We start from the raw sequence: 24,361 nt of genomic DNA on the forward strand, positions 1-24,361 counted from the left end.
TAAGGAGGTAGATTTGATGACTAAGGTTAAAGAATTGAGTAGAGAGCAGTTAGAAGAGCAAGAGTATTTAGGTAGTCAAGCAAGCTCACAAACAAGTGGAGTAGCTCAAAAGAAACAGGAAGATCAAGATTCAGAAGTTGATATTATCAATCTATATCAGATTCCTGACAAGTATGGAATCAATAAATTGGCGTTACAGGTTAAGAATCCTACTACATCTTATTTATACTGGGATTATAGTTTTGATCAGCTTAATAAAGTTGCTTATAAGGCTGGTTATGAAGATGTTAACCAAGCAGATTTGGTTTTAAGAGTGTATGATTTAACTGTAGATAATAGTCATGACCTTGATATAACATTAGATGTCAATGATTGGTATTTAAATGATTTAGAACCAGGCCATACTTATCAGGTCAAATTAGGTATTTTAGATAATGAAGGAAACTTCCATAGTTTCTTAACATCTAATAAGTCTTCTCAACCGCGTAATTCTGTAAGTAATATTACAGATACACGTTGGATGACAGTAGGAAAGAAACAGAAACAAATCTATCTATTATCTGGTCTAGGTAGTACTGATAATTATAGCTCAGTTGAATTGGCAGAAGAGCTAAAAGAAATTGGCTTAGAAAGCTTATCTGAGATAGCAGATGATTATAGCTCAGCTGAATTATTTGTAGGATCTTCTGATTTAGCTGGCTCAAGTGAAATTTATAGTTAATACATAATAGCTATAGGTATTTGATAAGGGAGTTGCTGTTAGTTGATTTATTTAAATTAACAGTTACTTCCTAATGCTTGAGTTTTATGTTAAATAAACTATTTCATAAATTATTAACTATAATTGGGAGTGATGATCATGGGAGAAGAAAAAGGATACATATCACTAGTATTACATGCTCATTTACCTTATGTGCGTCATCCAGAGCATGAAGATTTTATGGAAGAAAATTGGTTATTTGAAGCAATTACTGAGACATATATTCCATTGTTAAATCATTTTGAAAAATTACATCGTGATGGGATAGATTACAGATTAACTATGTCACTGACTCCACCTTTGATTTCAATGTTAACTGATCCATTATTACAAGAAAGGTATCTGCAACATTTAGATAAGTTAATTGAATTAGCTCATAAAGAAGTAGAAAGAACTAAAGATCAACCAAAACTTAATAAGAGTTCCCACCATTATTTAGAGAGATTTAAGCAGGCTAGAGAGATTTTTGTTGAACATTATGATTCTAATTTAGTCAAAGGGTTTAAGAGATTTCAAGATTTAGGATATCTAGAGATAATCACCTGTGGAGCTACTCATGGTTATCTGCCTTTAATGCAACATAATCCTGAAGCAGTAAGAGCTCAAATTGAGGTAGCAGTGGAGACACATAAGAAACATTTAGGGCGAGCTCCAAGAGGAATTTGGTTACCTGAATGTGCCTATTATCCTGGAGTAGATAAAATTTTAAAAGAGTATGGTATTAGATTCTTTGTAGTAGATACTCATGGTATTCTACATGCTGAACCTAGACCTAAATATGGAGTCTTTGCTCCAATTTATACTGAATCTGGTGTAGCTGCTTTTGCTAGAGACCAAGAGTCTTCACGACAAGTATGGAGCTCAGAATCTGGCTATCCAGGTGATCATAATTATCGTGAATTCTATCGTGATATAGGCTTTGATGCACCAAAGGATTATATTGAGCCTTATATCCATCCTGATGGTATTCGGATGAATACAGGAATTAAGCATTATAAGATTACAGGTGATAAAACTACTTTAGATGGGAAAGAACCTTATGACTATGAAGTGGCACTTGACAGAGCTGCATCACACGCAGGAGATTTCTTATCTAATCGGATTAAACAGGTAGAATATTTAGATAGTTTAATGGATCGCAAGCCAGTCGTTCTGTCTCCTTATGATGCTGAATTATTTGGGCATTGGTGGTATGAAGGCCCTGACTTTATAAATTATTTAATTAGAAAGACTGCTTGTGATCAAGATACAGTAAAGATGATCTCACCAATTGATTATTTAGAAGAGTATCCAGAGAATCAAGTCTGTCAGCCACCAACATGTAGTTGGGGAGCTAATGGTTATAATGATGTCTGGTTAGATGAGAGTAATGATTGGATTTATCGTCACTTACATCAGGCTGCTGAAAAGATGATTGAATTAGCTAGTACAATTGATAATCCTGATCAATTGACTGAGCGAGCTTTAAATCAGATGGCAAGAGAACTTTTATTAGCTCAAAGTAGTGATTGGGCATTTATTATGATGACTGGAACAACTGTTGAATATGCTGTTTATCGAACTAAATCTCATGTACATCGTATACTTGAATTATATAAGCAGATTAAAGAGGGAAGAATTGATAGAGATTGGTTAGGAGAAATAGAATGGAAGGATAATATCTTCCCAGAGATTGACTATAAGGTATATAGTAAGAATCATCAGGTACAAATTGAAGGAAAGTGTGAAGAGATAGCAGTTATAGCTGAATAAATCTAAAAATTCAGGGAGTTCTACAAGGGGACTCTCTGATTTTTAATTAGTATCTTATAATTGGACTGTTAGAGGTGATAAATATGAAGTTTCATGGTAGTTTTTCAGTAAAGTCTAGATTGCCTAAACGATTGAGAAGGTTAGAAGATTTGGCTTATAATCTATGGTGGTGTTGGAATTATGAAGCAGAAGAATTATTTATTGAAATTGATGATGAACTATGGGAAGAATATAATGGAAATCCAGTAGAGTTGATTTCTAAAGTTGAACAGGAAAGATTAGAAGAGTTAGCTAAAGATGATAACTTTTTAGAGCAGTATGATAAAGTCATTAATAGTTTTAATGATTATTTACAGACTGATAAGACTTGGTTTGAGGAAAAATCATCTGAGTGGTCAGAAGAAGATATAATTGCTTATTTTTCTGCTGAATTTGGTTTTCATGAATCCTTACCTATCTATTCAGGTGGGTTAGGAGTTTTAGCTGGTGACCATTGTAAGTCAGCCAGTGATTTAGGATTGCCATTAGTTGGAGTTGGTTTATTATATCAACAAGGATACTTTAAGCAGGAGATTAATGGTCAAGGATGGCAAAAAGCATTATATCCTAATTTAGATCTTAATTATTTGCCATTAACTCCAGTACAAGATGCTAAGGGCAATGATTTAAAGGTAACTATTAAGCTAAATACTAGAGAAGTTTATGTTAAAATTTGGGAATTAAAAGTGGGAAGAATCAAAGTCTTTTTATTAGATACTGATGTAGAAGAGAATAGTAGTCAAGATAGACAGTTGACTTCTTGTTTGTATGGCGGAGGAGAAGAGACAAGAATCTGTCAAGAGATTATTCTAGGTATTGGTGGTACTAAAGCTCTAGCTGCTATGGATTATAGTCCTGCAGTATGGCATTTAAATGAAGGGCATTCTGTTTATTTAGGATTAGAAAGAATTAAGGAATTAATGACAGATAAAGAATTGGATTTTAAGGAAGCATTAGAAGTTGTAGCAGCTAGTAGTGTTTTTACTACTCATACTCCTGTGCCAGCTGGTAATGAAGTCTTTCCTTTTGATTTAAAGGAAAAATACTTTGCTGATTATTGGCAGGAAGTTGGCTTGACTAAAGAGGAGTTTATGGAGCTAGGTTGTGTTAATGGTTGCCAACAAGAAGATGGTTTCTGCTTAACTGTATTAGCTTTAAGGTTGGCTCAATTTAATAATGGTGTTAGTAAGTTACATGGACAGATTTCTAGTAAAATGTGGGAAGATGTCTGGGATGGAGTACCAACAGATGAGAATCCAATTACTGCTATTACTAATGGAATCCATACTCTGACTTGGTTAGCACCAGAATGGGAAGAACTATTAGACCAGTATCTACCTACTGATTGGCGACAAAAAATTGAAGATAAAGACATGTGGAAACAAGTAAGGAAGATACCTAATCAACAGTTTTGGTCAGTTCATCGTAAGTTAAAGAGTAAGTTAATTGATTATGTCCGCGAAAAAGATTTAGATCGTCGCCAGAGATATGAGGAATTAGCAGTTAAGGATAAAGCTTTATTGGATAAGGATAAATTAACGATTGGTTTTGCTCGTAGATTTGCTACTTATAAACGGGCTACTTTAATATTCAGAGATTTAGATAGGTTAAGTAAGATCTGTAATCAATCAGGCAAAGAGGTACAGTTTATTTTTGCTGGTAAAGCACATCCAGCTGATGTACCAGGTCAAGAGTTGATTAAGAGGATACATGAGGTTAGTCAGCGAGAAGAGTTTAAAGGTAAGATAATAATTTTAGAAGATTATGATATGGAGTTGGCCCGTTATTTAGTACAAGGAGTAGATATCTGGCTTAATAATCCAAGGCGACCATTAGAAGCAAGTGGAACTAGTGGTCAAAAAATAGCAGCTAATGCCGGGTTAAACTTTAGTGTACTTGATGGTTGGTGGTGTGAAGGATATAATGAAAAAAATGGCTGGGCAATTGGACATGAGATCGATTATGATGACCAAGAGAAACAGGATCAAATAGATAGTAATTCTTTATATAGAGTATTAGAAGAAGAGATTGTACCACTTTATTATGATACTAACCAAGGGATTGCTGATAATTGGATTGAGCGGATGAAAGAAGCTATGATTACTAATACACCTGTGTATAGTACAGATAGAATGGTTCAAGATTATACTAACAAATTATATCTGCCAGCTTATAAGCAAGGTCAAAAGCTTGTAAGTAATGATTATAGTGTAGCACAAGATTTAGCAGAGTGGAAAGAGAAGTTAAGAGATCAATGGGATAAATTGAAGATACGTTCTAATAACCAAGGTAGTAAACAGAGTGCGTATCAATTAGATGATAAAATAGATTTTTCTGCTCAAGTATATCTGGCTGATTTAACACCTGAAGAAATAGAAGTAGAGTTATATTTACTTCCTGAAGAAACAGAGGAAGTTCAAATTTTCACTATGAACAAGGTAAAGGATTCAAATATAAGAAATAATACTTTTAATTATGAATTAACTATTGATTTATCTAAATTAGAAGGCAGTGGAGACTATAAGTATAGTTTTAGAATTGTACCACAAAATAAATTGTTAAGTAATAAGCATGAATTAGGTTTAGTTAAATGGATATAGCAGAAAGTGCTGGGTTAACCCAGCACTTTTTTATTTTTTTGTGATTAGAATTTTATAAAAATTCTTTAAGTGGGCTAAACTAAATTTAGGGAGTGATTTATATGACTATATTGATTAAGACACTATTTATTTATTTTATTACACTATTTGCTATGAGATTAATGGGAAAAAGAGAGATTGGTGAGTTAACTCCCTTTGACTTAGTAGTTTCATTGATGATAGCTGAGTTAGGAGTCTTAATTATTGAAAATGAAGATACTCCTTTATTAGATGGACTAATTCCTATTTTCACTTTAGTAGGAATCGAAATAATAATTTCCTATTTATCATTAAAGAATAGTTTTATCCGTGAATTAATCAATGGAAGTCCATCTATCTTGATAAAAAATGGAAAATTAATGGTAGAAGAAATGCAACGTTCGCGATATACTATTCATGATCTCTTAGCTCAGTTGAGAGAGAATGGGATTTTCAATATTTCTGATGTAGAATTTGCAATTTTGGAGACATCTGGCGATTTAACTGTATTACCTAAATCACAAAAAAGAGGAATCACACCTGAAGATTTAGATATAGAGACACCATATGAAGGTGTACCAGCAGTCTTAATAGAAGATGGAAAGATTAATAAAGAAGCTTTAATTAAAACAGATTTAGATAAAAAGTGGTTATTAGAAGAATTAAACAAACGAAATATTAATGATCCATCTAAAGTTATATTAGCAGCATTAGAGACAGATGGTAATCTTTTTATTTCAACTAAATAATTAACGGTGGAGATAGGTGATAATTTTTCAAGAAGGAGGGAATATTAGAATTAGAACTGAAAAGGAGGTAATATAATGGTTCAAGATCCTAAAGATAAAAAGGAGAAAGGAAAACAAGTTGAGTGGGTTAGAGAAGTTAACCCTGATGATGTAGAAGCAGGAGAAGAATTACCTGGCTTTAAAAAAGTTAATGGTACTCTTGGTCAGATTGAGAAGGAGCGAGACTTAAATCCTGATGACTTTGAGTAAGGAGTGGTAGTATGGCTAAGATTAGTTGTATTGTAGATAGTTGTGTCAATAATGCTGGAGGAGAGTGCAAACTAGAAGAGATAAAAGTAACTGCTAATGATAATGGGCAATTTTCTAGACGAGCTCAGGCTACCAAATGTCAATCCTTTATTCGTGAGTAGTAAACAAGGAATTTAAAGAGTATGGAAGAATAATAAAAGCAGGGGATAAGTATATTATTTAATCCCCTGTTTTATCAACTCGAATGGGAGTGATACTTATGTCAGCAAGCGAAAGAAGAAAAAAATTATTATATGAGTTACAAGAAAGCAATCAACCAATTACTGGATCTGATTTAGCTGCTAAGTTTCAGGTTAGTCGGCAGGTAATTGTTCAAGATGTAGCATTATTAAGAGCTAAGGGAGAAGAGATACTGGCTACTTCTCGTGGTTATGTAATACAAAATGATAAAGAAGATTTACCAGAAATGACCATTGCTTGTCAACATAGCGATTCTAAAGAGGATATTAAATCAGAGCTAGCTGTAATAATTAAATATGGTGGTAGAATTAAAGATGTAATTGTAGAACATCCTATCTATGGTCAGCTTAAAGGATTATTGATGATTCAGTCTCAATCAGATTTAGAGACTTTTATCGAACAATATCAAGCAGGAGAAGCTAAAGCCTTATCTTCATTAACTGATGGAGTACACCTACATACTATTGAAGCTTTAAATCAAGATGTATTAAAATTAATAAAGGAGAGATTATCAGAAGAAGGTTATCTGTTAACAGAATATTAAAAACCTCCCCTACGGGAGGTCTATTTCATAGTTTAACTACATTTTTAGCTTCTAGCCCGTCATTGCTTTCCATTACTTCAAATGCTACTTTAGCTCCTTGTGGTAGATTATTATATAGTGGGCTTATAGTAGCATAAGCTTCGTCTTCATCTGGTAGAATATTACTTGAATTAACTATAACTTCTTCTTGGTTATCCATTTCAATTACTCCTTGGCCATCTGTTGTATTGAAGTATTTTACTCTTCCATATTGCATTATATAGACCTCCTAAGTTTATTTTGATTAGCCTATTATTAATTTTTACAAACTATAAGTCATTTATGTATTATGCTACTTATAAAAGTGGAGTTTAGTTGATATAGTGTATCACTTTCAGAGACACAGCTATCAGCTGTCTGCTATGTGCTATGAGCCAATTCAAAACCATTATATTAAAAATCCAATTCCTTATGAATTCTATATTCTAAGAACTTGATTGTATTTATGATTTTGACTTTGATTTAGCTCACGACTCATAGCACATGGCTAATAGCTGTGGCACAGAAATATTAATAATGAATCACTAAAGATTGGAGGGAGTAATTATAAGAGTATACTTATAACCTAGTCACTTATGACTATAAAATAACAAGTGTCTTTACACTTGACATTACAATAATATAATTGTAAAATGAGTAACGAAACTAATTATAAGGAGGCACTAACAATGGAAGTAAATTTAAATAAAAAGATAAATAAATTAAAAGAAGAACGTAATGCAATAATTTTAGCTCATAATTATCAAATAGATGAAGTACAAGCGATAGCTGATTACACAGGAGATTCTTTAGGGCTAAGCCGTAAGGCAGCAGAAGTAGATGAAGAAGTTATTCTCTTTGCTGGAGTAGATTTTATGGCAGAGAGTGCTGCTATTTTATCTCCTAATAAAAAGGTGTTATTACCTGAGAGGAATGCAGGATGTCCAATGGCTGATATGATTGGTGTACAACAGTTAAGGACTAAAAAGGAGGAGTATCCGGAGGCTGCTGTAGTATGTTATGCAAACTCTTCAGCAGCAGTTAAGGCAGAGAGTGATATCTGTTGTACTTCTTCTAATGCAGTAGATATAGTAGAATCAGTTGATAATGATCAGATTCTATTTGTTCCTGATCAAAACTTAGGTCAGTATGTAGCAGAAAGAACAGATAAGGAGATTATTCTATGGGAAGGATATTGTCGGACTCATCATCGAGTCTGGGCTAAAGATATAAAAGCTGTTAAAAAAATACATCCCAATGTTCCTATAATAGTTCATCCTGAATGCAGACCTGAAGTAGTAGAATTGGCTGATTATGTTGGTAGTACTGCCCAAATTTTAGATTTTGCTCAAGAATCTGAAACAGAAAAAATTATTGTAGGAACTGAAATGGGAATTCTATATAGATTAAAAGAAGAGAATCCTAGTAAAGATTTTTATTTATTGAGTCAGAGCTTAGTCTGTCAGAATATGAAGATGACTTCCTTAGTAGATATTAGTTTAGCTTTAGAAGAGATGCAATATGAAGTGACTGTAGATGAGGAGACTAGAGTTAAGGCTCAAAATGCTTTAGATAAAATGCTAGAATTTAGTAATTAGTGGAGGCTAAAGAATGATTCCTCGATATTTAGCAAATTTTAATTTATCAGAAATAAAGAAAGTAAAGACAGACTTTATAGTTGTAGGAACAGGTATTGCTGGCCTAATTAGTACCTTAAATTTATCTACTGCAGGGGAAGTAACTTTATTGACTAAAGGAGAGTTAGAAGACTGTAATACTCAACAAGCTCAAGGGGGTATTGCTGCAGTAGTCAGTGAGTTTGATACTACTAGGTCACATTATAAAGATACTTTAAAAGCTGGAGCTGGCTTATGTAACTCTAAAGCAGTTAAGCAGTTAGTAGAGGAAGGAAGTCAGCAGATAAAAGAGTTAATGGAGTTAGGAATGCAGTTTGACCAACAAGCTAGAGAACTAGCTTTGACTAAAGAAGGTGGTCATAGTTGTTCTAGAGTTTTACATGCTGGAGGAGATGCAACAGGAAGAGAATTAAGATATTTTTTGGCTGGTCAAGTATTAGGTCTGCCTAGGGTAAATGTTAATAAAGAAGAATTTGTAATTGATCTGTTAACTGAAGGTGAAGAATGCTACGGAGTATTAGCTTATAATGAAGACGAAGGTTTAGTTGCTTATTTGGCCCAATCAGTAGTCTTAGCTACTGGTGGAGCAGGTCAGTTATATTCTGCTACTTCTAATCCTCAAGCGGCTACTGGAGATGGAATTGCTATGGCTTATCGGGCTGGAGTTGAGGTAATGGATATGGAGTTTATACAATTTCATCCAACTACTCTCCAGTTAGAAGGGGCTCCTAATTTTTTAATTTCTGAAGCTGTAAGAGGAGAAGGGGCAGTATTGAGAAACCATTCTGGAACTAGATTTATGCCTGACTATCATAAGTTAGCTGATTTAGCTCCTCGAGATATTGTAGCTCGAGCTATTTACCAAGAAATGAATCAAGCGAATAGTGATCATGCTTATTTAGATGTGACAGAACTAAACGCTGACTTTGTTAAAGATAGATTTCCTACTATTTATCAGAAGTGTTTAGAAACTGGAATTGATATTACTAGTGAGTATATTCCTGTTGCTCCTGCTGCTCATTATTTAATGGGAGGCATTAAGACTGATCTGACTGGTGAAACTAATTTAGCAAGGCTCTTTGCCTGTGGGGAAACTGCTTGTCTAGGAGTTCATGGTGCTAATAGATTGGCTAGTAACTCTTTATTAGAAGGATTAGTTTATGGAAAACGGGTAGCTGATGAAGCCAAACAGTATTTAGCTAAGAAGACTGAGTTAGAAGGTTTAGATTTATCTTTTCAAGAACAGAAGGGTACTCAGATCTCAATTGATAAAGTTAAAGAAGAATTAAATGATATAATGATAGATAAAGTAGGAATAGTACGTAGTAAATCAGGTTTAAAAGAGGCTTTAAATAAGTTAGAAACTTTATTGAAAAATTTAAATTATAGTTTTAATAGTTTTGTTGATTTTGAAATACAGAACTTACTGTTAGTGGCTTATCTAACAGTTAAAGCTGCTCTGCTGAGAGAAGAGAGTAGAGGAGCCCATTATCGAAAAGATATCCCTATTAGTAGTTCTGATTGGCAGAAACATATTGTTTTTCAGATAGAGCAAAGTTGGGAGGGGTTAAACCTTGAATTTGAATAAAAGGCAGGTTAGTGAGATAATTGATAGAGCATTAGCTGAAGATATAGGTACTGGCGATTTAACTACTGAAAGTGTAATTAGTGAGGCTAAAGTTGGTCAAGCTATTATTTTGGCTAAAGAATCAGGAGTAATTGCAGGTCTAGATGTTGCTAGGTGGGTTTTTCAACAACTTGATACTGACATTGAGTTTCAGTCTTTAGTGGCAGAAGGTACTGAAGTAGAATCTAGAACAGAAATTGCTAAGGTTGAGGGAGCAGTTTCTTCCTTATTGACTGGAGAGCGCTTGGCCCTTAATTTTTTACAACGTATGTCGGGAATTGCTACTAAAAGTGCTAAGTATCAAAAGTTAGTAGATCTTTATGATGTGAGAGTTGTTGATACAAGAAAGACTACACCTAATTTAAGGGTTTTAGAAAAGTATGCTGTCCAAGTTGGTGGAGGTTTTAATCATCGGTTTGGTTTATATGATACAGTAATGATTAAAGATAACCATATTCAGGCTGTAGGAAGTATTAAAGAGGCTGTCAGCCGGGCCAAATCCAATGTAGCTCATACAGTGAAGGTTGAAGTAGAAGTAGAAGATCTGACTCAAGTAGAAGAAGCTCTAACTGCTAAGGCAGATATTATTATGTTAGATAATATGTCACCTAATTTAATGGTTCAAGCAGTAGATTTGATTGGAGAGCAGGCTATCGTTGAGGCTTCAGGAGGTATTACTGTAGAGACTATTACTGAAGTGGCTCAGACTGGAGTAGATGTCATTTCTATTGGAGCTTTAACTCATAGTATCAGTTCATTAGATATTAGTATGGATTTGAAAGGGGATTAGAGTGCAAGATATTAAGTCATTTTTGAAGAAGAAGAATATTGAATTATCTCTAGAAAGATATGGGATTAAAGCCTTATCGGCTATGGCTCAAGGTTTATTTGCTTCTTTGATTGTAGGATTAATTTTAAAGGTATTAGGACAGAGATTGAATCTTACTTTATTAGTTGATTTTGGTAAGAGAGCTATGGATATGATGGGGCCAGCTATTGGGGTAGCAGTAGCTTATGGTTTAGAGGCTCCACCATTGGTTATTTTTACTTCAGCAGTAACAGGGGCTGCTGGAGCTAGCCTTGGAGGGCCAGTAGGTGCTTTTTTAGCAGCAGTTATTGGTGCTGAAGTTGGTAAGTTGATTTCTAAAGAGACTAAGTTAGATATTGTATTAACACCTAGTCTAGTAATTATAACTGGATTATTGATGGCTAAGTTTGTTGGCCCAGGAATTGATCAACTGATGAAGAGTTTAGGTCAATTAATTATGACGGCTACTAAATTACAGCCGGTACCTATGGGAATTATAGTTTCTACTTTAATGGGGATGGTCTTAACTCTACCTATTAGTAGTGCTGCAATAGGTTTAATGTTAAATTTAAGTGGCTTAGCTGCTGGAGCAGCAACAGTAGGTTGTAGTGCTCAGATGATAGGTTTTGCAGTAATGAGTTATCGGGAAAATGGCTGGGGAGGATTAATTAGTCAAGGTTTAGGTACTTCTATGTTACAGGTATCCAATATTGTGAAGAACCCTTATATTTGGTTACCTCCAACTTTAAGCGGAGCTATTTTAGGACCACTAGCTACTACTATTATGCCTTTAAAGAATATTCCTATTGGTTCAGGAATGGGCACTGCTGGTTTAGTAGGTCAGTTTGGAACGATTGAGGCTATGGGAGTGGAGGCAGTTAGTTCGATTATTTTACTTCACTTTATTTTGCCAGCTATTTTAACTTTAATTATTGCTAAGATAATGCGTAAGCAAGATCTAATTAAGAGTCAAGATTTAAAATTAGACTTATAATTTTTTATAGCCAGACTGCTTTAAGCAGTCTGGTTTTTATTTTTTTGACAGTAATTTATTATTTTGTATACAAAAAAGATATTTTGTAGTTATTTAGTGATAAAAAAGGAATTATGTATATTTTATATAATATTTTATATTAGTAAGAATATATTAAGGAGGATAATTAATGAGAAAAAAATTAATGATAATAATTGTTCCTTTATTATTTGTAAGTTTATTTAATAATATAGTCTATGCTGGATGGTTTAATGAAGAGATGAATAGTGAAGTTCAAATTGGTTTTTTATTAAAAACAGTAAAAGAAGAAAGATACTTAAGAGATAAAAGGGCTTTTGAGAATAAAGCTCAATCTCTAGGAGTAGATGTTGTTTTTGATGCAGCGGCTAATAATGAAAATATTCAGTTGTCGCGTTTTAAAAGGATGTTGGCTAAAGGGGTGGATGTAATTGTTTTACAACCTGTAAATACTAATACAGCAGGAAAGATGGTTAAGTTAGCCCATAAGCAAGGAGTTAAAGTAATAGGTTATGATACTTTATTAAAAAATGGTCCGTTAGATGCTCATGTTATGCAAAATAGTTGGGCGGTTGGTAAATTACAAGGAAGAGAGATGTTGAAGTGGTTTAAAGAAAAAAAGGGCCAAATTAAAGGTAATGTTGCTTTAATTAAAGGCCATCCTAACGACTCTAATGCAGTTGCTATGACTAGTGGTGCTAAAAAGATAATTAAAGAACACTCTGGACTTAATTTAGTAGCTGAGAAATGGCATGAAAACTGGTCTTCTGATAGAGCTATGGCTACTACTAATAGACTTCTAAAAAAATATGACAAAATTGATGCCTTTATCTGTAATAATAGTGGTCTAGCTAGTGGAGTTATTGCAGCATTAAAGACAAGAGGACTAGCAGATACAGATAAAGTTTTTGTAGCTGGCTCAGATGCTGATTTAAAGAACATTAGGTATCTAGTTGAAGGAAAACAAGGAGTAGAAATTTTTAAGAAGATTAAACCATTAGCTCAAAGGGCAGCTCAGGTAGCTTACAAAGTAGCTAGTAATCCAAATAAATCTATTACAGAAATCATTGATTATGATCGAATTATCAATAATGGATATCAAAATATTCCTACAATTATTACACCAATTGAAAAAGTCACCAAAGATAACATTAAAGAAACAGTAGTAGAAATAGGGTTTTATCAACAGCAAGATATTTATAATCAAAAGGAGGACTAATTATATGTTAGGATGGGATAAGCTGAGTATAAAGTGGAAGATGTTATTAAGCTTGACTCTTATTATTGTAGTTCCATTAATTATTACTACAACCTTTATTCAAATAAATAATTATAAAAACCTTAAAGTGTCGTTAGCTAATCAAGGGAAGACAAATGTTGAAGTAGTTAAAAATAAATTACAAGATGAAAATAGGAGATTAAAAAGAGTTGGTAATGATATATTAAATAATCAACAGTTAGTAAACATTCTAAAAAGAGAAGATGCAGAAATGCTTTATGTAAAGTTAAATAAAATTATGAAAGAACAAGATTTAGATTTATTAACTTATTTTTTACCTGATGGAAGAGTAGTAAGAAGAGGTAATAATAGTAGGCAGTTTAAAGATAAGCTTCCTTTTCAGAAGATATTGAATAAGTTAGAAGAAAGAGAGGATGTATTTACTACATATATTAAATATCCTCAGGAGTTAATAAAGAAGGAAGATACTTCGAATAATAAATTAAGTAATAAAGTGATAGTTAATAATCAACAACAAGATGGGTTAGTCTTAGCAAGTATAGTTCCTGTCAGGTTCTTAGGAGAAGTAGTAGGTGGTTTTCTATTAGGAGAGGTAGTTAATAATAGTGGCTCAATTTATGATCAAAAGTTAAATAAAATGTTATTTAGCAAGCAAGAAGATAAAAAAGGTTTTTCAGGTATTAAGTTAGGTAGTGATTATATTGTTGCTTCTAATCAGTTTTGGGATAAGGATAGTGGTTTAAAGAATATTTCAAAAAAGAAACTTGATAGAAATTACTTATTATTTGAAACGCCTATTAAAAATATTATAGGAGATCAATTAGGGAATGTAGTATATGGGATTCCTAAATCTCGATTAAAAAAGAACTTGACTGAAAGTATCTGGATTTTAGCTAAAAGTATTCTTACTGCTGTAATAGTAATGTTCTTTATTTCGATATTTATTTCATCTAAAATTAGTACTAGATTAAAGAAGATAATAAATAAGTTAAGAAGAGTAGCTCAAGGTGATTTGACTGTTAGATTAGATATGGAGAGAAAAGACGAATTAGGACAGTTGACAGATGAATTTAATAAGACAATTAAAGCAGAACAAGAGTTTATGAATAAGTTATTAGCAGCAATTAATGAGATTTCGGCTTACAGTCAGCAATTATCTTCTTCAGCTGAAGAAGGAAATATAGCAGTAGATTCTACAGTTACAAATATTAATCAAATAAGCACTGCTGTGCAACAGATTGCTAGTAGTAGTCAAGAAGTAGCAGGTTTAGCTGAAAATGCTCATTCTAAGACTCAACAAGGAGAGCAAAAAATTGAAAAAACAATGACTAAAATAGAGGATATTGATAGTTCTATTAGGGAGTCTGAAAAAGTTATTAAAGAACTTGATAATACTTCGCAACAGATTGGTAAAATTGTAGAGATGATTACTGAGATTGCAGAGCAGACTAACCTTCTAGCCTTAAATGCTAGTATTGAGGCTGCTAGAGCCAATAAAGAAGGAACTGGTTTTGCTGTAGTAGCTGATGAAATCAAATCATTGGCTGATGAGACTACTGCAGCAGCTGATAAAGCAATTGAATTAATTGAAGAGACTCAAGAAAAATCTAAAGTAGGATTAGCAACTATTAAAGATGTTACTAAGCAGACAGAAGAAGGAGTAAAATTAGTTAATGAGACTAAAGAAGTATTTATAGAAATTTCAGATGTAGTTGAAGATACTTCAGCTTATACTGAGGAAACTACAGCTTCAACTGAGGAAGTTGCAGCTAATAGTGACCGGATTACTAATACTACTGATGATATAAATAATATGTCTCAGGAAATATCTAAATCAGCTGAAGATCTGGCCAATTTGGCCCAGGATTTAAAAGAATTAGTTTCTAAGTATAATTTATAATTTTTGTGATTAATAGTTTTTATTTGAAGAAACCTGTTGGATTAACAGGTTTCTTTTTTATTTTATTTAATTTCTATATCCTATTTGGAACAAATTTGAATTATTATATCCATTTTCTTGAAATTAATCGTAATATATACTAAAATAGATTATGTCAGTAGGAAAAAATATACAATTCAAGGGGGATTTCATGAATAATTTAGCATTAGTTTTAGCTGGAGGTAGAGGAACAAGATTAGATGTGTTATCAGAGCATAGGGCGAAACCAAGTGTGCCTTTTGCAGGAAAGTTTAGATTGATTGATTTTGCTTTGAGTAATTGTGTTAATTCAGGAATTTATGATATAGGAGTTCTAACACAATACTTACCTATGTCATTACATGACCATATTGGAATTGGTAAGCCTTGGGATTTAGATAGAAGAATGGGCGGTATAACTTTACTACAGCCTTATACTGGTAAGAATAAAAAGAGTAGTTGGTACCGTGGAACTGCTCATGCTGTTTATCAGAATATAAACTATATTAAGAAACATAATCCTGATAATGTAATCATTCTATCTGGAGACCATGTCTATAAGATGGATTATAGTCGTATGATTTCTTATCATGAGCAAAAGGATGCTGATTTAACTATTGCGGCTCAACGTGTACCATATGAAGAAGCAAGTAGATTTGGAATTTTGGAACCAAATGAAGAGTTAGAGATAATGGACTTTAAAGAAAAACCTGAAGATCCACCAAGTAATCTAGCTTCTATGGGGATTTATGTCTTTAAGACTGAAGCATTAATTGAAGCATTAGAAGGTCATTGTACACAAGAAACATCTGATTTTGGTCATCATATTATTCCACCAATGATTGAGAAAAATAGAGTATTCAGTTATGAATTTGAAGGTTACTGGAAAGATGTAGGAACCCTTAAATCATTCTGGAAGACTAATCTATCTTTGACTGATTTAGTACCTGATTTGAATCTATATGATGAAGGTTGGAAATTACATACTAGAAGTAAAGAAAAGCCACCGGTTAAGTTTGGTAAGAAAGGTAAGGCAGTAGGTAGCATTGTAGCTAATGGATCAATTATTAATGGTAAAGTAGAAAACTCTGTTATTTCTCCTGGTGTCTTTATTGAAGAAGGAGCAGTAGTGAGGGATTCTATTATCTTTGATAATACTGTTATAGAGAAAGATTCTATTGTTACTAAATCAATTATTGATAAAAAAGTAGAGGTTGGTTCTAACTGCCATATTGGTTTTGGTAATGATTTAACTAATAATAAAGAAAAGCCTGATCTGTTAAAAGATGGTTTGAATGTAATTGCTAAAGGAGCTAAGATTCCAGCTGATACTCAAATTGGTCGTAATTGTAGAGTTTTTTCTTATGTTGCTGAAGATGATTTTGAAAGTAAAATTGTAACTAGTGGTAGTACTGTTAGAAATAAAACGGCTATTTCGGCTGTATCTGATGCTGATGCAGAAGTAGCTGCGGCTAGTGAATAATAAATAAAAGATTTCAAGTCCTCCTCAAGGAGGACTTTTTTTATTTTTTGTCATAATAGGATCTCTAAATTAATATTATTTAATATGTAAAAATTTCCAAACAAGGGGGTTATGGTATGAAGACATTAGCTTTAATTTTAGCTGGTGGTCGAGGAACTAGGTTAGATGTTTTATCAAATCATAGAGCCAAACCTAGTGTGCCTTTTGGTGGTAAGTATCGGCTTATTGATTTTGCTTTAAGCAATTGTGTTAACTCTGAAATATATGATATAGGCGTCTTAACTCAATATCTACCTATGTCACTACATGAACATATTGGTATTGGTAAGCCTTGGGATTTAGACCGGAAAATAGGAGGGGTTACTCTACTTCATCCTTATACAGGAAATAATAAAACAGGAGGTTGGTATCAAGGAACGGCTCATGCAGTTTATCAAAATGCAAACTTTATAAAAAAACATAATCCTAAATATGTGATTATTCTTTCAGGAGATCATGTTTATAATATGAATTATGATAAGATGATCTCTTATCATAAGCAGCAAGAGGCTGAGGTTACAATTGCTACTAAAGAAGTTGCTTGGGAAGAAACATCTCAATTTGGTATTTTAAATGTTAATCAGGAAGGACAGGTAATTGATTTTATAGAAAAGCCAGAAAAACCAATAAGTAATTTGGCTTCTATGGGGGTTTATGTCTTTAATACAGATGTTTTATTAGAGAAACTAGATCTTTTTTCAAAGAAAGAGGACTTAGATTTTGGTTATCATATTATTCCTAATTTAATTAATGAAAATTATGTATCGGCTTATAAACATAATGGTTTTTGGCGTGATGTAGGAACTTTAAAGTCATTTTGGGAGACTAATTTAGATTTAACTGTGCCTGTACCAGATATGAATCTGTATAATCAAGATTGGAAGATTCATACTAGAAGTAAAGAAAAGCCACCAGTTAAGTTTGGCCCGCAAGGAGAAGTAAATGAAAGTTTAGTTTCTAATGGTTGTATTATTAATGGTAGAGTAGAAAATTCTGTTCTATCTCCTGGTGTAGTGGTAGAAGAAGGAGCCTTAGTTAGAGATTCAGTTATTTTTAGTAATACAATAATCAAAAAAGATGCTATTGTCTGTCAGGGGATAATTGACAAAAATGTAGTGATTGGTAATAATTCACATGTAGGTTTTGGTAATGATTTAACCCCCAACCATAAAGCACCTAAGAAACTACAGTGTGGTCTAAATGTAATCGGAAAAGGAGCTAAAATACCATCTAACACTCAAATAGGTCGTAACTGTAGAATATTCTCTAATGTTGATAGGGATGACTTTGCTGATTCAGTTATTAATAGTGGTAATACAGTAAAAAGTAGATAGGTTTGTTTTTATTTATAAAAAATAATATTGTAGTATAGAGAAAATCCCAGATAGATAGATCTCAAGTGGAGTCTACCTATCTGGGATTATTTTATTTCTTATTTGACTTTTAATAATTAGTATGTTATCTTTTATATTGCTTTAATATATTAAAGTATTAAACAGAAAGGGGATAATTATGAATTCGGTACTTATATCAGTTTCAACAATGATTCTACTTAGCCTAGCTAATCTAAATGTAATTTTAGCTCTATTAGTTGCTGCTATTGTAGGAGGGGTAACAGGAGGACTAACCTTAACTAAGACAATGAATACTTTGATTAGTGGTATGGGAGCCAACTCTGAAACCGCGCTAAGTTATATTTTATTAGGTGCTTTAGCGGTAGCAGTACAACAGACTGGGATAGTAACTTTATTAAGCAATAGTTTAAGCAAGATTGTAGGTGATAGAAAGAAATTTTTTGTATTGTTAATTGCTGCTTTTGCTTCTTTATCCCAAAATCTAATTCCAGTGCATATTGCTTTTATTCCTATTTTAATTCCACCATTACTGGAGTTATTTAATAAGTTAAAGATTGATCGGCGAGCAGTAGCTTCAGCGTTAACTTTTGGTCTGCAGGCGCCTTATATGGCGATTCCAGCAGGTTTTGGTCTTATATTCCATAAAATTATTCGTGATGAAATGGCTGCTAATGGGATGCAAGTTAGTCTAGGAGATATTGCAGGAGTAATCTGGATTCCAGTTTTAGGAATGGCTATTGGTTTATTAGTTGCTATTTTTGTTACTTATAATGATGATCGTGAATATGATTTTGAAGTTGATTTAGCTAAACAAGAAGTAGCAGCTACTAGCGAAGAAGATGTTAGTTGGAATTCAGAGCACTTATTTTCTTTAGTAGCTTTAGCTACAGCATTAGTTATTCAATTACAACTTGATTCTTTACCTTTAGGAGCATTGATAGGTCTAGGTATTATGGTTATAACTGGTAGTATTGATTGGCATAAGCTAGATGGCTTAATTGAGTCTGGTGTTAAAATGATGGGAGTTATTGCTTTTGTAATGTTAATAGCTGCTGGGTATGGTGATGTAATTAGAGCTACTGGTGGAGTAGATACTATTGTACAGTCAGTAACAGCTTTGATTGGTGGTAGTAAATTAGTAGGTGGCTTACTTATGTTAGTAGTAGGATTACTTGTTACTATGGGAATTGGTACTTCCTTTGGTACGATTCCAATTATTGCTGCTATTTATGTACCATTGGCCCAATCATTAGGCTTTAGTCCATTAGCTACAATTGTTTTAATTGGAACAGCAGGTGCTTTAGGAGATGCTGGTTCTCCAGCTTCTGATAGTACTCTTGGTCCAACTGCTGGACTAAATGCTGATGGACAACACGATCATATCTGGGATACTTGTGTACCAACTTTCTTACATTATAATATACCATTGATCTTATTTGCGTGGCTAGGAGCTTTAGTTTTATAGCTATTATTGTAAAGTAGCAGGATCTTTTCCTGCTACTTGTTTATTTTTTGTTAGTTGTTATTAACTGTGAGTCGTGAGCTAAATCAAAACCACAAAATAGCTCGTATATCTTAAAATGATGATTTTTATAAGATTTAGATGCAGTGGTTTGGAGTTAGCTCATAGCACATGGCAGACGACTTATAGCTTTATATTAATAATCTCTATTCTAAAACAGGAGTTTTAAGTTTTATACTGAAATATATAATAAGAAAGTCTGACGTCTAACAATGATTTGATTCTATCTTTTTGAATTAATTTTCTTTAAATTTTCATAAAATAAAAAGGTAGAATTATTAAAGGAGGAGTTTATTTATGCCAATTCATATTGAAGCAGAACCAGAAGAAGTAGCAGATATTGTTTTGTTACCAGGTAATCCTCAACGAGCAGAGTATATGGCACAGAAGTTTCTAGATGATCCTAAGTTGTATACTGATTATAGAGAGATGTATGGTTATACTGGAACTTTTAATGGAGTAGAGGTCTCTATCCAGACAACTGGAATGGGAGTTCCGTCAATTGGCATTATGTTAGAAGAGCTTAATATGTTAGGAGCTGAAACCTTAATTAGAGTTGGAACTTCTGGAGCTTTAAATGATGATTTAGAGCAAGCTGACTTAATTATTGGACAGTCTGCTGCTACAGTAGGTACGACAATTAATAAGTTAAGCCAAGATGTTACTTTAGCACCGCCTGCAGACTTTGAGTTGATTAAAAACTTATATGAAAGTGCTACTGATTTAGATATGCCAGCGCATGTTGGAGAGATTGTTACTTCTGATTACTTCTATGGTAAGACAGAGAAGTATACTGAAGAGTTAAAGCGATTAGCTGATCGTGGTGTTTTAGCTGTAGAGATGGAGACTGCTGCTTTATATAATATTGCAGCTAAATATGGATTAAGGGCAGCTACTGTACTTACAGTCTCTGATCATGTCTTCAATCAAGTTAGAGCAGATAAAGAGAAGATTCAACAAGGTGTTGACAGAATGACAGAGATGGTACTTGATACAGTAACTAAGTTGTATAGATAAAATAACTAGTAATGAGTAATCAGTGACAAGTAATAAGAAATTGAAGGGCCAGCTATAGAGCTGGTCTTCTTTTATGATTTTATAATCGTGAAAATTTTATCTAATCATCTAATTGTTGACAAGTCAAATAAAAAAATATATAATATTATTAAGATAAAATTTATTTATTTTACAACAAACATTGTATTATTTAAATATAATGATAAAGAGTAATTTATAGAGGTTAAGAATAATATTATAATTTATAAGGAGGTAAAATATATGCGACAAACAGGATTGATAGGTTTTATTGGACGTTGGATTTGGCTTTTAATAGTAACATTTTTAGTAGTAGGTTGGCAATATCCTATTATTGGAACTGCAGCACTGATCTGTATGTTGGCTCCAGTGATAGTAGCTACTTGGAAAGATGGTAGAGTTTGGTGTGGAGCTTTATGTCCCCGAGGGAGTTTTAATGATAATTTATTAGCTAAAATCAGCCGTAGTGCAAAAATTCCTAAGTTGTTTAAAACAGGCTACTTCCGAATATCTTTCTTTATTTTCTTAGTCTATAATTTTGTAGTAGGGATTATCAATGCTCAAGGAGATTTAGTTAAAATTGGATTTGTATTCTATAAGATTATATTTATCACAACAGTTATTACCGTTTTATTAGGTATTATTTTTCATGAAAGAACGTGGTGTTCTTTCTGTCCAATGGGTTCATTATCAGCTCTGGTTATTAAATTAAAGCGTAATCTAAGCAGGGTTAAAGATGAGATCAAGCAAAAACCTAAGAGAATCAAAGTAGATAAAGACAAATGTGTAAATTGTGACTTATGTACTAAAGAATGTCCTATGGGGCTAGAACCTTATGACTTTACTGGAGATAATGATAAGGATTTAGATTGTCTACACTGTGAAAAATGTGTCTATTCTTGTCCAGTAGATGCTTTAACAAGAGAATAAGATAAAATAGCTATTAGTTAGAATTCTGCTAATAGCTATTTTAGTTTAAATTTATTTTAAAGGAGGGATGAAGATGGTCTTTACTAAGATAAAAGAAGATCAATTTTCAAGAGAGGTATTAGAGACTAGTCAACCAGTTTTATTGGAGTTTTCTTATAATTACTGTTCAGCTTGTCAAGAAGTGAAAGATTTTTTAGCAACAGCTATAGATAATGATAATCTGAAACTGTTAGAATTAGATATCTCAGCCAGTAAAAAGATATCTCTTAAATATGATGTTAATCAAGCTCCAACTCTACTATTATTTCAAAATGGTAAGTTAGTAGCTAAACATATTGGTTATATTGATCAACATGAATTAAGTGAGTTATTAAATCATTTGTCTTTGTGGAGTAGAGTTAAGGAAAAAATTAAGAAAATTATAATAAACTAGATGATTATTAATTATTCCCTTTAATTTAGTTCATAATATATGATGAATAATGTAAGGGGGAGTTAGATTGAGAAACAAAGTTAGAATTCACTATGACAATGGAAATGAATTTATTAAACCCTACCTGTGGATTTGGACTTTAGGTACAGGAGGTAGAGAACTTGAAGTTTCTCCAACCGGTCAAGATAAATATGGAATTTATTATGATGTAGCAATTAATAGAAATGATTTCAATTTTAAATTTAAGGATGTTGGTGAAAGAGGAGTTGTTTGGGAAGATGATGAAAATAATAGAATCTATAATGCTGGATTAGGAAGAGAGATATGGTGTAAAGCTGGTATTCACAATGTCTATAGTGTCAAACCTGCCCAATCAGTAGGACATATTAGTGAAGTATATAATAAAATTCAAGAGTTAATACCAGAAAATAATTTTTATCTACCTCAAACTGATGTATCTGATTTTGAAATTTCTTCTTTGCTAGGGGCTCATAAGTTAACTGATGGCTCGATTAGTTTTGCTTTTTTTCATCCTAGAGCAGGAAAGGTTTATTTGAGTTCTAATCTTAATGACTTCCAGACGCCTAATCGCTGTCAAGATTGTACTTATAAAATAGAGGATAGACTAATTGAACTTGATTTATATCAAGGTTTCTATAATCAACCTAATATCTGGTGGGTTAGAATTCCAGCCGATGAGATTAAAGATGAAAAAGTTGAAGAAATAGAATATAAGTTTTATGTACAAGGTGGAACTGGAGGAAATGAAAGGTTAGTTTATGATCCTTATACTAGAGTATATAGTGATGATTCTGAGCTTAGTAACTGTGTTGTTGTAGATCCTACAAAATTTGAATGGACAGATGATAAGTGGACTACTCCTGATATAAGTCAATTGATTATTTATGAATTGAATGTGTATGGTTTTACTGATGGTGATTCTGATATTCCACTAGAGGAGCAAAGCACTTTTAAAGGGATAACTAGAAGGATAGAAGATGGATATTTTGATGATCTAGGTATCACTGCTTTAGCTTTAATGCCTACTTCAGAGGCCTGGAGCCATTTTGGTTTAGGTTATGACCCTTGTAGTTTTATGTCTGTAGAAAGGGATTTTGGTTCGCCTGATGATTTTAGAGAGTTAATCAATACAGCTCATGAACATGGTTTAGCTGTAATTATGGATCAGGTATTTAATCATACCTCCAATCAATTTAATCCTCTCTGGAATCTAATTGATGATGACTCCAATCCTGGAGGACTCTACTTTGCAGGCGAGACTAAATGGGGTAATAGATTAGATACTAGTCGAGATGAAGTCAATAATATGTTAATTGATTCTTGTAAGATGTTTATTGAAGAGTATCATGTTGATGGATTTCGTTTTGATGCCACTCATACTAATTATTTAGACCATAAACTATTATACCAGATTCAAGATAAGATTAGAAATTCTGGATTTAAGTCAGATGCTATTTTAATTGCTGAAAATCTACCTAATCAATCTGACTTGAATTTTGAAGGCTTTAATGGTTATGCCCAATGGGCTGATTTATTTCATGATAAACTGAAGGCTTTATTGCGAGAAGGTAGATTTAGAAGTTGGTGTGATGATAATACAGATAATTTAGGAGATATGTTCTACTTCTGTAAGAATCAATTTGCTGACCATACTAATAATGTAATTAATTATAGTGAAAGCCATGATGAACCAAGTATTAGATATGAAGTAGAGACTAATGATATTTTAGACTGCGATATTAAGGATCGAAAGGCTCGGTTAGCCATGCTGGCTACTATGACTGCTTTAGGACAGCCAATGATTTATATGGGCCAAGAATTTGGAGTTAACCGTGAGTCTAATGTAATAGATATTGACACAGTTACTCCTGATCCTAACTGTCCAGATTATGAGTATAATAGTTTTTATAATTGGACTCAACAGTTAATTAATCTACGTAAAAGATATGATGCCTTAAAGGTTTCAGGTAGTAATCCTGCTGAAACAGGCAACTTTAGGTGGATGGTTGGCCCATGGATGTCTAGAAAACAAGGAGCCAATAAAAAAGTAATTGGTTGGATTGGAAAAGTAGATAATGAACAGATACTAGTTATGATTAATTTTGAAAAAGAAGAAGTAGCAGTTGATCTGCATTTTGCAGATGCTGGATCTTGGGTGAAGTTGGCTGATATTGAACAGGTCAATGATCTACCACCTAATGGTACTAAAGATCCTACAGATAATGATACACTTAAAGTAGTAGATAATATTTTTTATGATTTTAAATTGCCTCCTTATAGTGGTTTTATTTATAAAGGGTTTTCTGGACGCAGTTAAGTGCGTCCTTCTTTA

General features: G+C 32.9%; 21 protein-coding genes. 20 read left to right on the forward strand and 1 reads right to left on the reverse strand.

What is annotated here, in order from left to right; all coding sequences use genetic code 11:
- The first annotated feature begins 16 nt into the window (after positions 1–16).
- The 7 genes from ACYQ39_RS00515 (at position 17) to ACYQ39_RS00545 (ending at position 6,951) form a co-directional block, all read left to right on the forward strand.
- Positions 17–721 (forward strand): DUF4912 domain-containing protein, encoded by a 705-nt coding sequence (locus ACYQ39_RS00515; protein WP_459839916.1) that lies wholly within the window; start codon positions 17–19, stop codon positions 719–721.
- 138 nt (positions 722–859) lie between these two features.
- Positions 860–2,512 carry a glycoside hydrolase family 57 protein gene (locus tag ACYQ39_RS00520; RefSeq protein ID WP_459839918.1) on the forward strand — a complete coding sequence of 551 codons (1,653 nt, stop codon included), beginning with the start codon at positions 860–862 and terminating at the stop codon, positions 2,510–2,512.
- Between the two features lie 83 nt (positions 2,513–2,595).
- Positions 2,596–5,151: an alpha-glucan family phosphorylase gene (gene glgP / locus ACYQ39_RS00525; protein ID WP_459839919.1), complete on the forward strand. Its 2,556-nt coding sequence runs from the start codon at positions 2,596–2,598 to the stop codon at positions 5,149–5,151.
- Positions 5,152–5,252: 101 nt separating this feature from the next.
- Complete coding sequence (locus ACYQ39_RS00530; protein WP_459839920.1) at positions 5,253–5,918, forward strand: DUF421 domain-containing protein; 666 nt, start codon at positions 5,253–5,255, stop codon at positions 5,916–5,918.
- 75 nt (positions 5,919–5,993) lie between these two features.
- On the forward strand, positions 5,994–6,167 hold the full coding sequence (locus ACYQ39_RS00535; RefSeq protein WP_459839921.1) for a hypothetical protein: 174 nt from the start codon (positions 5,994–5,996) through the stop codon (positions 6,165–6,167).
- An 11-nt stretch (positions 6,168–6,178) separates the two neighbouring features.
- A complete protein-coding gene (locus tag ACYQ39_RS00540; RefSeq protein ID WP_459839922.1) occupies positions 6,179–6,328 on the forward strand; it encodes a DUF1540 domain-containing protein in 150 nt (49 codons plus the stop codon).
- 98 nt (positions 6,329–6,426) lie between these two features.
- The gene (locus ACYQ39_RS00545; RefSeq protein WP_459839923.1) at positions 6,427–6,951 is read left to right on the forward strand and encodes a transcription repressor NadR; all 525 of its coding nucleotides are present in this window, start codon (positions 6,427–6,429) and stop codon (positions 6,949–6,951) included.
- 25 nt (positions 6,952–6,976) lie between these two features.
- Here ACYQ39_RS00545 and ACYQ39_RS00550 read toward each other — a convergent pair whose 3' ends face one another.
- Positions 6,977–7,207: a cold shock domain-containing protein gene (locus ACYQ39_RS00550; RefSeq protein ID WP_459839924.1), complete on the reverse strand. Its 231-nt coding sequence runs from the start codon at positions 7,205–7,207 to the stop codon at positions 6,977–6,979.
- 451 nt (positions 7,208–7,658) lie between these two features.
- Here ACYQ39_RS00550 and nadA point away from each other — a divergent pair, with 451 nt between their 5' ends.
- The 13 genes from nadA (at position 7,659) to ACYQ39_RS00615 (ending at position 24,346) form a co-directional block, all read left to right on the forward strand.
- Positions 7,659–8,567, forward strand: a complete 909-nt coding sequence (nadA, locus tag ACYQ39_RS00555; protein WP_487247288.1) for a quinolinate synthase NadA — start codon at positions 7,659–7,661, stop codon at positions 8,565–8,567.
- Positions 8,568–8,580: 13 nt separating this feature from the next.
- Complete coding sequence (gene nadB / locus ACYQ39_RS00560; RefSeq protein WP_459839926.1) at positions 8,581–10,194, forward strand: L-aspartate oxidase; 1,614 nt, start codon at positions 8,581–8,583, stop codon at positions 10,192–10,194.
- Positions 10,181–11,023, forward strand: a complete 843-nt coding sequence (gene nadC / locus ACYQ39_RS00565) for a carboxylating nicotinate-nucleotide diphosphorylase (RefSeq protein WP_459839927.1) — start codon at positions 10,181–10,183, stop codon at positions 11,021–11,023. The genes nadB and nadC overlap by 14 nt, the downstream gene beginning before the upstream one ends.
- Before the next feature lies 1 nt (position 11,024).
- Positions 11,025–12,035: a PTS sugar transporter subunit IIC gene (locus ACYQ39_RS00570; protein ID WP_459839929.1), complete on the forward strand. Its 1,011-nt coding sequence runs from the start codon at positions 11,025–11,027 to the stop codon at positions 12,033–12,035.
- Positions 12,036–12,204: 169 nt separating this feature from the next.
- Positions 12,205–13,272: a substrate-binding domain-containing protein gene (locus tag ACYQ39_RS00575; RefSeq protein ID WP_459839930.1), complete on the forward strand. Its 1,068-nt coding sequence runs from the start codon at positions 12,205–12,207 to the stop codon at positions 13,270–13,272.
- A gap of 4 nt (positions 13,273–13,276) precedes the next feature.
- Positions 13,277–15,193, forward strand: coding sequence for a methyl-accepting chemotaxis protein (locus tag ACYQ39_RS00580; RefSeq protein WP_459839931.1), 1,917 nt, complete (start codon positions 13,277–13,279; stop codon positions 15,191–15,193).
- Positions 15,194–15,383: 190 nt separating this feature from the next.
- Entirely contained in the window at positions 15,384–16,694 is a 1,311-nt protein-coding gene (locus ACYQ39_RS00585) for a glucose-1-phosphate adenylyltransferase (protein ID WP_459839932.1), read from the forward strand.
- Positions 16,695–16,810: 116 nt separating this feature from the next.
- Positions 16,811–18,067 carry a glucose-1-phosphate adenylyltransferase gene (locus tag ACYQ39_RS00590; protein ID WP_459839933.1) on the forward strand — a complete coding sequence of 419 codons (1,257 nt, stop codon included), beginning with the start codon at positions 16,811–16,813 and terminating at the stop codon, positions 18,065–18,067.
- Positions 18,068–18,245: 178 nt separating this feature from the next.
- The gene (locus tag ACYQ39_RS00595; protein WP_459839934.1) at positions 18,246–19,553 is read left to right on the forward strand and encodes a Na+/H+ antiporter family protein; all 1,308 of its coding nucleotides are present in this window, start codon (positions 18,246–18,248) and stop codon (positions 19,551–19,553) included.
- Between the two features lie 354 nt (positions 19,554–19,907).
- Positions 19,908–20,627, forward strand: a complete 720-nt coding sequence (locus ACYQ39_RS00600; RefSeq protein ID WP_459839935.1) for a DeoD-type purine-nucleoside phosphorylase — start codon at positions 19,908–19,910, stop codon at positions 20,625–20,627.
- Positions 20,628–20,888: 261 nt separating this feature from the next.
- Positions 20,889–21,575, forward strand: a complete 687-nt coding sequence (locus ACYQ39_RS00605) for a 4Fe-4S binding protein (RefSeq protein ID WP_459839936.1) — start codon at positions 20,889–20,891, stop codon at positions 21,573–21,575.
- A gap of 67 nt (positions 21,576–21,642) precedes the next feature.
- Complete coding sequence (locus ACYQ39_RS00610) at positions 21,643–22,008, forward strand: thioredoxin family protein (protein ID WP_459839937.1); 366 nt, start codon at positions 21,643–21,645, stop codon at positions 22,006–22,008.
- Between the two features lie 67 nt (positions 22,009–22,075).
- On the forward strand, positions 22,076–24,346 hold the full coding sequence (locus ACYQ39_RS00615) for an alpha-amylase family glycosyl hydrolase (RefSeq protein WP_459839938.1): 2,271 nt from the start codon (positions 22,076–22,078) through the stop codon (positions 24,344–24,346).
- Positions 24,347–24,361 lie beyond the last annotated feature (15 nt).

This window comes from Halanaerocella petrolearia, from assembly GCF_054657875.1.